This is a genomic window from Roseateles puraquae, from assembly GCF_002205845.1.
GTDB classification, from domain to species: Bacteria; Pseudomonadota; Gammaproteobacteria; order Burkholderiales; family Burkholderiaceae_C; genus Pelomonas; species Pelomonas puraquae.
The window spans coordinates 205,626-218,084 of sequence record NZ_NISI01000004.1 but is presented as its reverse complement, the minus strand read 5'-3'; the positions used below and the strand labels follow the sequence as shown (position 1 = coordinate 218,084).

The 12,459-nt window shown below is 67.4% G+C and carries 13 protein-coding genes; 5 read left to right on the top strand and 8 right to left on the bottom strand.

Features of this window, described 5'->3' with window-relative positions:
• Position 1: 1 nt before the first annotated feature.
• Positions 2-379 carry a hypothetical protein gene (locus tag CDO81_RS12490; protein ID WP_088483545.1) on the top strand — a complete coding sequence of 126 codons (378 nt, stop codon included), beginning with the start codon at positions 2-4 and terminating at the stop codon, positions 377-379.
• 15 nt (positions 380-394) lie between these two features.
• On the opposite strand, the gene CDO81_RS12485 is transcribed toward CDO81_RS12490, so the two are convergent.
• Both CDO81_RS12485 and CDO81_RS12480 read right to left on the bottom strand, forming a co-directional pair.
• Complete coding sequence (locus CDO81_RS12485) at positions 395-1,222, bottom strand: J domain-containing protein (RefSeq protein WP_158218260.1); 828 nt, start codon at positions 1,220-1,222, stop codon at positions 395-397.
• A 109-nt stretch (positions 1,223-1,331) separates the two neighbouring features.
• Positions 1,332-3,506 (bottom strand): sodium-translocating pyrophosphatase, encoded by a 2,175-nt coding sequence (locus CDO81_RS12480; RefSeq protein WP_088483543.1) that lies wholly within the window; start codon positions 3,504-3,506, stop codon positions 1,332-1,334.
• Positions 3,507-3,656: 150 nt separating this feature from the next.
• Here CDO81_RS12480 and ppa point away from each other — a divergent pair, with 150 nt between their 5' ends.
• Positions 3,657-4,184, top strand: a complete 528-nt coding sequence (ppa, locus tag CDO81_RS12475) for an inorganic diphosphatase (protein ID WP_088483542.1) — start codon at positions 3,657-3,659, stop codon at positions 4,182-4,184.
• A gap of 70 nt (positions 4,185-4,254) precedes the next feature.
• On the opposite strand, the gene CDO81_RS12470 is transcribed toward ppa, so the two are convergent.
• On the bottom strand, positions 4,255-5,379 hold the full coding sequence (locus CDO81_RS12470) for a GNAT family N-acetyltransferase (RefSeq protein WP_088483574.1): 1,125 nt from the start codon (positions 5,377-5,379) through the stop codon (positions 4,255-4,257).
• A 64-nt stretch (positions 5,380-5,443) separates the two neighbouring features.
• Here CDO81_RS12470 and CDO81_RS12465 point away from each other — a divergent pair, with 64 nt between their 5' ends.
• Together CDO81_RS12465 and CDO81_RS12460 are read left to right on the top strand one after the other, a co-directional pair.
• Complete coding sequence (locus CDO81_RS12465; RefSeq protein WP_088483541.1) at positions 5,444-7,108, top strand: NAD+ synthase; 1,665 nt, start codon at positions 5,444-5,446, stop codon at positions 7,106-7,108.
• A gap of 35 nt (positions 7,109-7,143) precedes the next feature.
• The gene (locus CDO81_RS12460) at positions 7,144-7,482 is read left to right on the top strand and encodes a P-II family nitrogen regulator (RefSeq protein WP_088483540.1); all 339 of its coding nucleotides are present in this window, start codon (positions 7,144-7,146) and stop codon (positions 7,480-7,482) included.
• A gap of 19 nt (positions 7,483-7,501) precedes the next feature.
• Here CDO81_RS12460 and CDO81_RS12455 read toward each other — a convergent pair whose 3' ends face one another.
• Genes CDO81_RS12455 through CDO81_RS12435 form a run of 5 tightly spaced genes read right to left on the bottom strand, consistent with a single transcriptional unit; the run spans position 7,502 to position 10,286 of the window.
• Positions 7,502-7,879 carry a diacylglycerol kinase gene (locus CDO81_RS12455; protein WP_088483539.1) on the bottom strand — a complete coding sequence of 126 codons (378 nt, stop codon included), beginning with the start codon at positions 7,877-7,879 and terminating at the stop codon, positions 7,502-7,504.
• Complete coding sequence (locus tag CDO81_RS12450) at positions 7,876-8,388, bottom strand: RDD family protein (RefSeq protein ID WP_088483538.1); 513 nt, start codon at positions 8,386-8,388, stop codon at positions 7,876-7,878. The genes CDO81_RS12455 and CDO81_RS12450 overlap by 4 nt, the downstream gene beginning before the upstream one ends.
• A complete protein-coding gene (locus CDO81_RS12445; protein WP_088483537.1) occupies positions 8,385-9,227 on the bottom strand; it encodes a DUF3106 domain-containing protein in 843 nt (280 codons plus the stop codon). The genes CDO81_RS12450 and CDO81_RS12445 overlap by 4 nt, the downstream gene beginning before the upstream one ends.
• 10 nt (positions 9,228-9,237) lie before the next feature.
• Positions 9,238-9,723 (bottom strand): DUF3619 family protein, encoded by a 486-nt coding sequence (locus CDO81_RS12440; protein ID WP_088483536.1) that lies wholly within the window; start codon positions 9,721-9,723, stop codon positions 9,238-9,240.
• Entirely contained in the window at positions 9,720-10,286 is a 567-nt protein-coding gene (locus tag CDO81_RS12435) for an RNA polymerase sigma factor (protein WP_088483535.1), read from the bottom strand. The genes CDO81_RS12440 and CDO81_RS12435 overlap by 4 nt, the downstream gene beginning before the upstream one ends.
• Before the next feature lie 227 nt (positions 10,287-10,513).
• Here CDO81_RS12435 and CDO81_RS12430 point away from each other — a divergent pair, with 227 nt between their 5' ends.
• Positions 10,514-12,298: an acetolactate synthase 3 catalytic subunit gene (locus CDO81_RS12430; protein ID WP_088483534.1), complete on the top strand. Its 1,785-nt coding sequence runs from the start codon at positions 10,514-10,516 to the stop codon at positions 12,296-12,298.
• The last annotated feature ends 161 nt before the right edge of the window (positions 12,299-12,459 follow it).

The following is a 12,459-nucleotide window of genomic DNA, read 5'->3' as shown; positions in this document are numbered from 1 at the left end:
CATGACCACGACCTACTATGTCAAGGCGCAAGCCGCCGGCCAATTTGCCAGCTGCAGCTACTTTACGGACCCGGAATGCACGCAGCCCTATGACAGCAAGTTGCTTGTGGTGCCGCCCGGCACGACAGCCTGCGACATTGCTGAAGGTGCGGGCTCCGAGTTGGCACTCTTGGGCGCGACCTACAAGACGATCGGCCATGCGCCGGTGATGACGGATCACAACTTTTGCGCCGCCACGAACGGTGTCGTCAGTGTGGGTCTTCCCAGTGACAACACGGTCAAGAAGGGCGTCGTGCTGATCTTCTCGGACCGTGGCGAGGTGTGCTGCCTGTACCCGAGCAGTGATCCGGAAGTCACGAATGGCGAGCAGTCGTGCTGAAGGCGTGAGCCGGCATCAAGCCAGGCGCTGATACCGCTTGCGCAAGAAATCCGCCGCCAGCCTCGCATCGCCGCCCACGCGCTCGCCGATGTAGAGCTCCTGGCGGCGTTCTGCAATCTGGGCGCGCAGCCGGGCGGCCATGATGTCCAGCGGGCGCATGCCGCCGGCTTCGGCGCGTTCGACGGCGATGCGCAGTTCGTGCATCTGCAGGGACTGCAGCAGCAGCATCTGCGCCTGCACGATGCGGATGCGGCCTTGCACCATGTGCTCGCACAGGCCGAGCCAGGCGCGCACCGCGTCGGCCGGGCCGCCGATGACCTTTTCGGGCAGTTCGCCCGCGGCCAGCAGCAGCTTTTCCAGTTGGCTGCGGTCGCCGTTGGCGTAGGCCTCGTTCACCACCATCATCCGTTGCTCGCAGACCTCGCGTTCGGGGCCGGAGGGGGCCAGGTCGGGGTGAAAGCGCATGGCGGCGCGCCGGTACAGCGTCTTGAGGCTGGGCGGCGGCAGGTCGGCCGTCGGCCCGGTCGGCTCGGGCGGCAGCGGGGTGGCCTCGGGCAGGGGCGGCACCTCGGGCCAGGCCTTGCAACGCGGGGCGCTGGGCACCGGCACTTCCACCCCCTGGCGCTTCAGGGTGTCGGACAGCACGGCCGTGGCCTGGTGCAATTGAGCTTCGAGCTCGTCGAGCTCACGCATCAGCGGGCCCAGAGCCTCCAGGTAGCGCTGACGAAAACCCAGCAGTTTGGCGCGGGCGCCGTCATGGTCGGCCTCCAGCACGGCGAGATAGCGCTGCAGGTCCTGCAGCTGCTCGCGTCGCCGTGTGAGGTCGTGCCTCGTGATTGCCATGCTCGCCATGAGCCGCGATTCTGCCTGCGCCAGACGCAGAAACGGCCCGGGAATTGACCGCTCCCGGGCCGTTTTGAGCGCGGATTTACCCGCGTTTACTGAGGCGCACTTACTGAGAGGCGCCGGATGCCGGCAGTTCGGCCATGCTGGCCGCGGGCGCCGGTTCGGCCGTGGTGCTGGCTTGGGTGGGCGAGGGCGCCGGCGCGTGGCTGCCCGCCGGCAACGGCAGCAGCGGCACGATCAGCAGGGCCACGATGTTGATGATCTTGATCAGCGGGTTCACGGCCGGGCCCGCGGTGTCCTTGTAGGGGTCGCCCACGGTGTCGCCGGTGACGGCGGCCTTGTGCGCCTCGCTGCCCTTCTTGTGCAGCACGCCCTTGTCGTCCTTGAAGCCTTCTTCGATGAGCTTCTTGGCGTTGTCCCAGGCGCCGCCGCCGGTGCACATGCTGATGCCGACGAACAAGCCGGTCACGATGGTGCCCATCAGCAGGCCGCCCAGCGCCGCCGGGCCGAGCACCAGGCCCACGATGATGGGCGCGGCCACCGGCAGCAGCGAGGGCACGATCATTTCCTTGATGGCGGCCGTCGTGAGCATGTCCACCGCCGCGCTGTAGTCGGGCTTGCGTTGGCCGGCCATGATGGCGCCGTCGGCGAACTGCTTGCGCACCTCCACCACCACCGCGCCGGCCGCGCGGCCCACCGCCTCCATCGCCATGGCACCGAACAGGTAGGGAATCAGGCCGCCGATGAAGAGGCCGAGGATCACCTTGTGGTCGGACAGGTCGAAGTTGATGTGCGCGCCACGGGCTTCCAGCGCATGGGTGTAGTCGGCAAACAGCACCAGGGCCGCCAGGCCCGCCGAGCCGATGGCATAGCCCTTGGTGACAGCCTTGGTGGTGTTGCCCACGGCGTCCAGCGGGTCGGTCACGTCGCGCACGGCAGCAGGCAGTTCGGCCATCTCGGCAATGCCGCCGGCGTTGTCGGTGATGGGGCCGTAGGCGTCCAGCGCGACGATGATGCCGGCCATGCTGAGCATGGACGTGGCCGCAATCGCGATGCCGTACAGGCCGGCGAGCATGTAGGCCGCATAGATGGCCGCGCAGACGAAGAGCACCGGCCAGGCGGTGGACTTCATCGATACCCCCAGGCCCGCGATCACGTTGGTGCCGTGGCCGGTGGTGGAGGCCTGGGCCACGTGCTGCACCGGGTGGTACTGAGTACCCGTGTAGTACTCGGTGATCCAGACCATGGCGGCCGTCAGCACCAGGCCCACGACGCAGGCGCCGAAGAGCGCCATCGCGGTGGTCTTGGCGCCACCGGCCAGTTCCACCTCGCCGGGGAACATCGCCTTGGTAACGAAGAAGAAGGCGATCAGGCTCAGCACGCCGGCCACGATGAGGCCCTTGTAGAGCGCGGGCATCACGTTCTTCATGCCGTCGCTGGCCTTCACGAAGAAGCAGCCGATGATGGACGCGATGATGGACACGCCGCCGAGCGCCAGCGGGTACACCACGCCGGCCTGGGCCGAGTTGCCCAGCACCATCAGCGCGCCCAGCGCCATGGCGGCGATCAGCGTGACGGCATAGGTCTCGAACAGGTCGGCCGCCATGCCGGCGCAGTCGCCGACGTTGTCGCCCACGTTGTCGGCGATGACGGCCGGGTTGCGCGGGTCGTCTTCCGGGATGCCGGCCTCGACCTTGCCCACCAGGTCGGCGCCCACGTCGGCGCCCTTGGTGAAGATGCCGCCGCCCAGGCGGGCGAAGATGGAGATGAGCGAGGAGCCGAAGGCCAGCCCGAGCATGGGCTTGAGCGCCGCGCTGTCATGCCCGCCGCCGATGGCCAGATAAAAGCCGCCCACGCCCAGCAGCCCCAGGCCCACCACCAGCATGCCGGTGATGGCGCCGCCCTTGAAGGCGACGTCCAGCGCCGGGCCGATGCCCTTGGAGGCGGCCTGCGCGGTGCGCACATTGGCGCGCACCGAGATGTTCATGCCGATGAAGCCGCAGATGCCCGAGAGCACCGCGCCGATGACGAAACCCACCGCGGTCGTCGTGCCCAGGCCCGACACCGCGATCGCGATGGCCAGCACGACGCCGACCATGCCGATGGTGCGGTACTGCCGGCCCAGGTAGGCCGCCGCGCCTTGTTGAATCGCCGTGGCGATTTCCTGCATGCGGGCATTGCCCGCGTCCTGACTCAGGATCCAGCTTCGTTGAATGAAACCATAAAGAACGGCCGCGAGGCCGCAGGCCAGCGCGAAATACAGCGCCATCTCCGTCGACATGAATAAGTCTCCTCAGGTGCTTGTGGTGTTCGGCCCCAAGCGGGCTGCCGGGGCCTGCGCGGCCGAGCTTAGTGCCGACTTCTGCGTGTAAGGGGAGCGTTTACCAGCAAACCTAGAATCGGGGTTTTCCTTAGCCCTAGAACTACGACCATGAGCCTGCACAACGTGACCCCTGGCGCCAAGGCGCCGGATGAATTCAACGTCATCATCGAGATCCCGATGAATGCCGACCCGATCAAGTACGAGGTTGACAAGGACACCGGCGCCCTGTTCGTCGACCGCTTCCTGACGACGCCGATGTACTACCCGTGCAACTACGGCTACATCCCGCGCACGCTCGCTGACGACGGGGACCCGGTGGACGTGCTGGTCATCACGCCGTTCGCGCTGCAGCCGGGCGTGGTCGTGACCTGCCGGCCCCTGGGCGTGCTGATGATGGATGACGAAGCCGGCGGCGACGCCAAGCTGCTGGCCGTGCCCACCAGCAAGATCCTGCCGATGTACGACCACTGGCAAAAGATCGAAGACGTGAACCCCGCCCGCCGCGCGGCCATCCAGCACTTCTTCGAGCACTACAAGGACCTGGAGAAGGGCAAGTGGGTCAAGGTCAAGGGCTGGGAAGGCGTGGACGCCGCCAAGCGCGAGATCACCGAAGGCATGGCCAACTACAAGGCCTGACCGCAGGCCCGGGCCGCGTGAGCGGCCTGCCGCACCTCAAGGCGCCGCAGATGTGGCGCCTTTTGCTTTTCTAGGGGGCCGGGTCCGCTGCGCCGCTGGCCTTGAAGGGCGCGTGCTCGTGCAGTTCGTCCAGATAGCCGGCCATGGCCTCGCCCTCGCGCGCCAGGAAGTCGTTGACCGCATCGGCGAACGATGGATGCGCCAGCCAGTGGCTCGAAGCGGTGGGCGTGGGCATCAGGCCGCGGGCCATCTTGTGCTCGCCCTGCGCGCCGCCCTCGAAGCGCTGGTAGCCGTGCTCGATGCACCAGGCCAGCGGCTGGTAGTAGCAGGCGTCGAAGTGCAGATTGGGGATGTGCTCCACCGCTCCCCAGTAGCGCCCGAAGGCCGCGCGGCGCTGCGGGTCCAGCGCGATGAGTGACGCCGCCACGCGCTCGTCACCCCGCGAGGCGTTGAACAGCAGCCAGTGCTCGGGCATGTCGCGGGCCATGCGGGTGAAGAAGTCCCGGGTCAGATAGGGCTTGCTGTGATGAGCGCGGTAGGTGAGCTGGTAGCAGCGGTAGAAAAAGTTCCAGTCGTCGTCGGTCAGTTCGGCACCCGTACGGGCCTCGAAACGGATGCCGGCCTCGCGCACCCGGCGCTGTTCCTGCTGGATCTTCTTGCGCTTCTCGCGCTGCAGCCGCGCCAGGAAACCCGCAAAGTCGGTATCGCCCTCGGCCGTCCAGTGGAACTGCACCCCGGTGCGTGCTGAGCAGCCAGCCGCGGCAAGCGCGGATTGATCGGCGTCGTCGCCGAACAGCACATGCAGCGACGATGCCCCGGTCTCGCGTGCCAGCGCGCGCAGGGCCTGGGCCAGCAGGGCGCGCGCGTCATCGTCCACCGCCAGCAGGCGGCTGCCCGGCACTGGCGTGAAGGGCACGGCGACCAGCAGCTTGGGGTAGTAGCGCAGGCCGTGGCGGTGGTAGGCCTCGGCCCAGGCCCAGTCGAAGACGTATTCGCCGTAGCTGTGCGACTTCAGGTAGGCCGGGCAGGCCGCCAGCAGTTCGTTGCCGCGCCACAGCGACACGAACTGCGGCTGCCAGCCCGTGGCGCCGGTGGCCGAGCCGCTGGCATGCAGCGCGCGCAGGTAGGCCAGGCGCATGAAGGGGGTCGGGCGCGCCTGGCGCGCCAGCAGCGCGTCCCAGGCCTCGTCCGGCATCGCGGAAGGGTCATCGTCGACCCGAATGACAATGCTGGTTTCCGGTTCTGATTTGCTCTCGCCCATGCCCTCGCCCTTGAAGATTGCCCTGGCCCAGATCAACGTCGTCGTCGGTGATCTGGGTGGCAACGCAGACCGCATCATTGCCCAAGCGCGCGCCGCGCATGTGGCTGGGGTTGATCTGCTCGTCACGCCCGAGCTGGCGCTGTGCGGCTACCCGCCGGAAGACCTGCTGCTGCGGCCGGCCTTCCTCGCCGCCTGTGAGGAGCAACTCGCTCGCATCGCCGCCGCCCTGGCGGCGCTGCCGGGCTTGCATGTGGTGGTGGGCCATCCGCGCGAGCGCGCGGGCGGCGTGGCGCGGGAGCGCAGCTGGTCGCTGCCGCCCTGCCTGAACATGGCCTCGGTGCTGGCCGATGGCCAAGTGAAGGCCAGCTACGCCAAGCGCGAGCTGCCCAACTACCAGGTGTTCGACGAGCGCCGCTACTTCTACTCAGGGCGCGACGCGGGCCTGGGCGCCGTGGTGGTGGACGTGAAGGGCACGCGCGTGGGCCTGCTGATCTGCGAGGACGCCTGGTTCGACGAACCCGCCGCGGCCGCTCAGGCGGCGGGTGCCGAGCTGCTGTGCGTGATCAACGCCTCGCCGTTTCACATCGGCAAGGTCGAGGAGCGCGAGGCCCGCATGGCCGAACGAGCCCGCGCGGCGGGCTTGCCGCTGGTCTACGCCCATCTAGTCGGCGGGCAGGACGAGATGGTCTTCGACGGTGCCTCGTTCGCGGTGCAGGCTGATGGCAGCCTGGCAGCGCGTGCGCCGATGTTCGAGGAGGCACTCGCCCTGTTGACGCTGGACGCCGGCCGCCTGCAGGGCGAGATTGCGCCCGTGCCGGAGATGGAAGCGCAGGTCTGGCAGGCGCTGGTCTGCGGTGTGCGCGACTATCTCGGCAAGAACGGCTTCCCCGGTGCGCTGATCGGCCTGAGCGGCGGCATCGACTCCGCCCTGGTGCTGGCCGTGGCCGTGGACGCGCTGGGTGTCGACAAGGTGCGCGCCGTGATGATGCCGTCGCCTTACACGGCCGACATCTCGTGGATCGACGCCCGCGACATGGCCGAGCGCCTCTCCGTGCGTTACGACGAAATGAGCATCGTGCCGATGTTCGACGCTTTCAATGCCACGCTGGCGGGCGAATTCAAAGGCCTGCCGCTGGACGCGACCGAAGAGAACATCCAGGCGCGCATCCGTGGCACGCTGCTGATGGCCCTGTCCAACAAGTTCGGCAGCATCGTGCTGACCACCGGCAACAAGAGCGAGATGGCCACCGGCTACTGCACGCTCTACGGCGACATGGCCGGCGGCTTTGCGGTCATCAAGGACGTGGCCAAGACGCTCGTGTTCCGCCTCGCACGCTGGCGCAATGCCCAGGGCGCGGAGATCATTCCCGAGCGCATCATCACCCGCCCGCCTTCGGCTGAACTGCGCCCCGACCAGAAGGACGAGGACAGCCTGCCGCCGTACCCGGTGCTGGACGCCATCCTGGCCCGCTACATGGAGCAGGACGAATCCATCGCCGAGATCATCGCGGCCGGCTTCAAGCCCGAGGACGTGGAGCGGGTGACGCGGCTCATCAAGATCAACGAGTACAAGCGCCGCCAGGCGCCGGTGGGCATCCGCATCACCCACCGCGGCTTCGGGCGTGATTGGCGTTATCCGATCACGTCGAAGTTCCGTGCGTAAACTCAGGCCCAACCAGCCAACCCGGAGTGCCCGTCATGAAGCAGATCACCGCCATCATCAAACCCTTCAAGCTGGACGAAGTGCGTGAAGCCCTGGCGGAAGTCGGTGCTTCCGGGCTGACCGTCACCGAGGTCAAGGGTTTCGGCCGCCAGAAGGGCCACACCGAGCTTTACCGCGGCGCGGAGTACGTGGTCGACTTCCTGCCCAAGGTCAAGGTGGAAGTGGTGGTGAAGGACGACGACGTGGAACGTTGCATCGACGCCATCCTGAAGGCCGCCAAGACCGGCAAGATCGGCGACGGCAAGATCTTTGTGCTGCCGGTGGAGCAGGTGGTGCGCATCCGCACCGGCGAGACGGACGAAGCGGCCGTCTGAGCCCAGGCCCGCCGCGCGTTCAGCGCAGGTGCTGCCAGGCGGCAGCACCCCAAATGCCGCCGGCCAGCAGCAGCGACATCAACACGGCGGCGCTGGCGATGTCCTTGGCGCGCTTGGAGAGTTCGTGCCGCTCGAACGACACCCGGTCGACGACGGCCTCCACGGCTGAGTTGAGCAGCTCCACGATCAGCACCAGCACCAGCGAGCCGAGCAGCAGCGCAGCCTGCTCCCAGCTCTTGGCCAGCCAGTAGCTCAACGGCGCGGCGATGACGCACAGCCAGGTTTCCTGGCGGAAGGCGCTTTCACCGGTGTAGGCCGCCTTGAGGCCAGCCCAGGAGTAGCCGGCGGCGTGGATGATGCGGTCCAGGCCAGTGCGGCCCTTGTGGGGGTTGCTCATGAAGGCTGCGGGAGCTGGGTGATGACACGCGAGCCGCAGATCGCGTCGTGCAGGAATTGTCGCTGAGGGTGCAGGCGTGCCACGAGCAGATAGGCCAGCACGCCTGCGATCAGGCAGCCCACGATCGCGCCGCCGCTGTGCAGCCCGAGCAGCCGCGCGCTCAGCAGGGCGGGCAGGAACCACAGCCAGCTCAGCAGGTAGCGCATGACGCCGCGCACCAGGCCCAGCGGGCGGCCCTGGCTGTCGACCACCCGCAAGTGCCAGGTCTTCATGGCGAGCGTCTGGCCGGTACGCGTCCAGAAGCCGACGAAGTACAGACCAACCACCAGGAAAATGACCACGCCCATGCCGGTGCGACCCTGCAGCGCGTGCTGCTGGCGGGTCAGGATCGAGTAGAGCAGCCCGGCAAAGAACACCACGCCGAACAGCAGCACGCCTTCGTACAGGAAGGCTGCGAAGCGCCGCCCCAGGCCTGGCGGCGGGGCAGCCGGATCTGCCGCCGTCGTCATGAACGCGGGGTGGACGCGGCGGGCGCCTTGAGCGATTTGGGCAGCAGCGTCTTGGGGTCGACCAGGGACGGATCGGCCACGACCTTGGATTCGCCCGCCGCATGGTGACTGGGCTGCGCCAGGCCGCGTGTGATGAGCACGGTGGTGGCGCCCGGTTTGGCCTGCACGAGGCTGCCGGTGACCGGAATGGGTGCGACGAGCTTGGGTGCCGCCGGCACGATGTTGGACTTTGGCGTGGCGCCGAGCGGCTTGGGATTGGGGCCGGTCGCCTTGGTCTGGGCCTTGCGGCGGGCTTCGGCCTTCTCGGCCAGCTCCTGGCGCTTCTCGGGCGGCAGGGCCTGGTAGGCCTCCCACTTGGCCTGGCGCTGTTCGGCGTCCACCTGCTTGGCGACCTGGAAGCTGACCCGCGCATTGGCGCGCTCGCTGGGCGTCAGGTGGGCCCAATCACGCATGCGCTCGTGCAGGCGGGCGAGTTCGGCCGGCGGCAGTGTGGCCAGACGCGGCGTGGCATTGAGCCATTTGCTGCGCTGGGTCGGGCCGAGCTTGTCCCAGTCGTTGGCCAGCGGAGCCAGCAGGTCGCGCTGGGCGGGCGTGAGGCCCTGCCAGTTGGGCGCGGCGGCGAGCGCCGACACGGGCGGCAGCACCGGCGCGGGCGGTCGCACCACGGGCGCGGGCGGCGGGGCTGCAGGTGCAGTCACCGGCGTGGCGCCGGTATCGGGAGCGGAGGCTGCGGTGGCTTCGGGCGCCTGCGCAAAAGCAGAAAACCCCGCGGCGCCGAGCAGCAGGGTCGTCAGGAGACGGGTGAGGGAGACGGCTGGCGCCAGCGCGGCTCGGGTCATGCGTGTCCGTTCATTCTTGGCTGTCCCGCAGGTACTCGGCAAAGCCGGGGTCGCTGAAGGCGGCGGGAGGCAGGTTGTCGCTGAGCAGGGCGGTATCGACCTCGGCGGCGGCCACGATCTGCTCGTGGAGCTGACCCTGGTGCATCAGCAGCAGGCCGGCCAGCAAGGCCAGCAGCGGCAGCATGGAGATCAGCTTGGCCCACAAACCGTTGCCACCCTGGCCGCCAACGCCGGGTAGACCCGGGCCGCCCGACGTGGCCAACACGGCGCCCATCTGCACCACGCTGGGGCTGGCCGTGGCCGCCACCGTGCGGGCGGCGCGGGCTTCAGCCGCTCGGGCAAGGGCCTGCTCTCGCGCGAAGCGCAGGCGCTCGGTCACGTCGTGGGGCAGGTCGGCGCTGCGCTCATTGAGGCTGGCGGCCACGCGTTGCCCGAACCGCGCCAGGCGGGCGTCCAGGTCAGAGGAGGGGGCGGAAACGTTCGACGGCGACTTCATAGCGTGATCCCTTTGGCCTTGAGCGACTTGGCCAGCGCATGCACGGCCCGCGAGCAATGTGTTTTCACACTGCCTTCGGAGCAGCCCATGACGGCGGCGGTCTCTGCAACATCCAGTTCCTCCCAGTAACGCAGGAGGAAGGCCTCTCGTTGACGCGCCGGCAGCTGTTCGACTTCCGATTCGATCCTTTGCAAGATTTGCGCCCGGCTGACCTCGTCGGCCGCGCTTGACGCGCCCAAGGCGCCTTCGTGGCTCTCGAGGATTTCCAGCAGGTCGAAGTCACCGTCCGGGTCGCCGCCCTCGAAGTCAGACATGTTCGTCATGACGGCATTACGCGTCTTCTGGCGACGGAAATAGTCCATCGTCGCGTTCGACAGGATGCGCTGGAACAGCAACGGCAGTTCGGCCGCCGGGCGGTCGAAGTAGTTTTCGGCCAGCTTGATCATGGCGTCCTGCACGATGTCCAGGGCGGCATCGTCGTCGCGAACGAGGTAGGCCGTGCGTTTGAACGCGCGGCGGTCCACGGTGCGCAGGAAATCGTTGAGTTCTTTGTCGGTGGCCAAGGCGGAGAGCGGGTCCGGACAGCAGCGCAGATTATGGCATTCGTCTGATACGAAGGCTCAACCATTTTTGATCGGCATAATGCTGCTTCGCACAAAGAGTCATTGCTCTCTCCATGGTCGCCCGACACGGGCCCACTGGCTGACTGCGCAGGTTCCGAATCCGCCTCACGAGGGCGCGAAGAGGAGCACCAATGGTTTTTCGTTAGAGAAATTCACAGAGGTTCGAAATGGACATGTCTGCCGCTGAAATGAAGCGCGCCGCCCAGGCGTCATCTGCTTCCCCCTCCCATTCCTCCACCGCGGAGCTCAACGGCTCCGAGATCCTCGTTCGCTGCCTGCAGGCCGAAGGGGTGCGCCATCTCTGGGGTTACCCCGGCGGCGCGGTGCTCTACATCTACGACGCGCTCTACAAGCAGGACAGCATCCAGCACGTGCTGGTGCGCCATGAGCAAGCCGCCGTGCACGCGGCTGACGGCTTCGCCCGCGCCAGCGGCGAGGTTGGCGTGGCACTGGTCACCTCGGGCCCCGGGGTCACGAATGCCATCACCGGCATTGCCACCGCCTACATGGACTCGATCCCGATGGTCATCATCACGGGTCAGGTCCCGACGCCCGCCATCGGCCTGGATGCCTTCCAGGAGTGCGATACCGTCGGCATCACGCGCCCCATCGTCAAGCACAACTTCCTGGTCAAGGACGTGCGCGATCTGGCGCTGACGATGAAGAAGGCGTTCCACATCGCCCGCACCGGCCGCCCCGGCCCGGTCGTCGTGGACATCCCGAAGGATGTGTCGCTGGCCAAGGCCACGTTCAGCTACCCGGACCGCATCGAGATGCGCTCCTACAACCCGGTGAAGAAGGGCCACAGCGGCCAGATCCGCAAGGCCGTGCAGCTGCTGCTGCAGGCCAAGCGACCCTATATCTATACCGGCGGCGGCGTCATCCTGGGTGAAGCCACGGCGGAGTTGCGCCAGCTGGTCGACCTGCTCGGCTTCCCCTGCACCAACACGCTGATGGGCCTGGGCGCCATGCCCGGCACCGACCCGCGCTTCCTGGGCATGCTCGGCATGCACGGCACCTACGAAGCCAACATGACCATGCAGCACTGTGACGTGCTGCTGGCCGTGGGCGCGCGCTTCGACGACCGCGTGATCGGCAACCCCAAGCACTTCGCGCAGGTGGAGCGCAAGATCATCCACGTCGACATCGACCCCTCGTCGATCTCCAAGCGCGTGCGCGTGGACATCCCCATCGTGGGCGACGTGAAGGACGTGCTGCAGGAACTGATCGCGCAGATCAAGGAAGCCCAGGCCAAGCCTGACGCCAACGCCGTCAACGCCTGGTGGAACCAGATCAACGAATGGCGCCGCAAGGACTGCCTCGTCTACAAGAACTCCGACGAGGTCATCAAGCCGCAGATGGTGGTGGACACCCTCTGGCGCCTGACCCGCGATCGTGACACCTACATCACGTCCGACGTCGGCCAGCACCAGATGTGGGCCGCGCAGTACTACAAGTTCGACGAGCCGCGCCGCTGGATCAACTCCGGCGGCCTGGGCACCATGGGCGTGGGCCTGCCCTACGCGATGGGCATCAAGCTGGCCAAGCCGGAGGCGGATGTGTTCTGCATCACCGGCGAGGGCAGCATCCAGATGTGCATCCAGGAGCTGTCGACCTGCTTCCAGTACAAGACGCCGGTGAAGATCGTCTCGCTGAACAACCGCTACCTCGGCATGGTGCGCCAGTGGCAGCAGCTCGATTACGAGGGTCGCTACTCGCACAGCTACATGGACGCGCTGCCCAACTTCGTGAAGCTTGCCGAGGCCTATGGCCACGTGGGCATCCTGGTCGAGAAGCCCTCGGACGTGGAAGGCGCGCTCAAGGAAGCCATGCGCCTGACCGACCGCACTGTGTTCCTCGACATCCGCACCGATCCGACCGAGAACGTCTGGCCCATGGTCAAGGCGGGCAAGGGCATTTCGGAAATGCTGCTGGGCTCGGAAGACCTGTGAACGGCTGAAGCCGCGGGCCTTGCTGCGCGTTACCGCGTGCAGCGAGGTCGGCGGTGGATGGCGAGCACAGCCGACGAAGGCAGACCTCCCTCAACGATTCGAACCCGCCGCCAAGGTGCCGTGGTTACCGCCCCGGCTACTGAAGAGCGCGAAGGACGACA

Excerpts from the sequence above, each read along its gene's own strand:
- CDO81_RS12490 (WP_088483545.1), top strand. The coding sequence starts at position 2 with ATGACCACGACCTACTATGTCAAGGCGCAAGCCGCCGGCCAATTTGCC.
- CDO81_RS12485 (WP_158218260.1), bottom strand. The coding sequence starts at position 1,222 with ATGGCAATCACGAGGCACGACCTCACACGGCGACGCGAGCAGCTGCAG.
- CDO81_RS12480 (WP_088483543.1), bottom strand. The coding sequence starts at position 3,506 with ATGTCGACGGAGATGGCGCTGTATTTCGCGCTGGCCTGCGGCCTCGCG.
- ppa (WP_088483542.1), top strand. The coding sequence starts at position 3,657 with ATGAGCCTGCACAACGTGACCCCTGGCGCCAAGGCGCCGGATGAATTC.
- CDO81_RS12470 (WP_088483574.1), bottom strand. The coding sequence starts at position 5,379 with ATGCCGGACGAGGCCTGGGACGCGCTGCTGGCGCGCCAGGCGCGCCCG.
- CDO81_RS12465 (WP_088483541.1), top strand. The coding sequence starts at position 5,444 with ATGCCCTCGCCCTTGAAGATTGCCCTGGCCCAGATCAACGTCGTCGTC.
- CDO81_RS12460 (WP_088483540.1), top strand. The coding sequence starts at position 7,144 with ATGAAGCAGATCACCGCCATCATCAAACCCTTCAAGCTGGACGAAGTG.
- CDO81_RS12455 (WP_088483539.1), bottom strand. The coding sequence starts at position 7,879 with ATGAGCAACCCCCACAAGGGCCGCACTGGCCTGGACCGCATCATCCAC.
- CDO81_RS12450 (WP_088483538.1), bottom strand. The coding sequence starts at position 8,388 with ATGACGACGGCGGCAGATCCGGCTGCCCCGCCGCCAGGCCTGGGGCGG.
- CDO81_RS12445 (WP_088483537.1), bottom strand. The coding sequence starts at position 9,227 with ATGACCCGAGCCGCGCTGGCGCCAGCCGTCTCCCTCACCCGTCTCCTG.
- CDO81_RS12440 (WP_088483536.1), bottom strand. The coding sequence starts at position 9,723 with ATGAAGTCGCCGTCGAACGTTTCCGCCCCCTCCTCTGACCTGGACGCC.
- CDO81_RS12430 (WP_088483534.1), top strand. The coding sequence starts at position 10,514 with ATGGACATGTCTGCCGCTGAAATGAAGCGCGCCGCCCAGGCGTCATCT.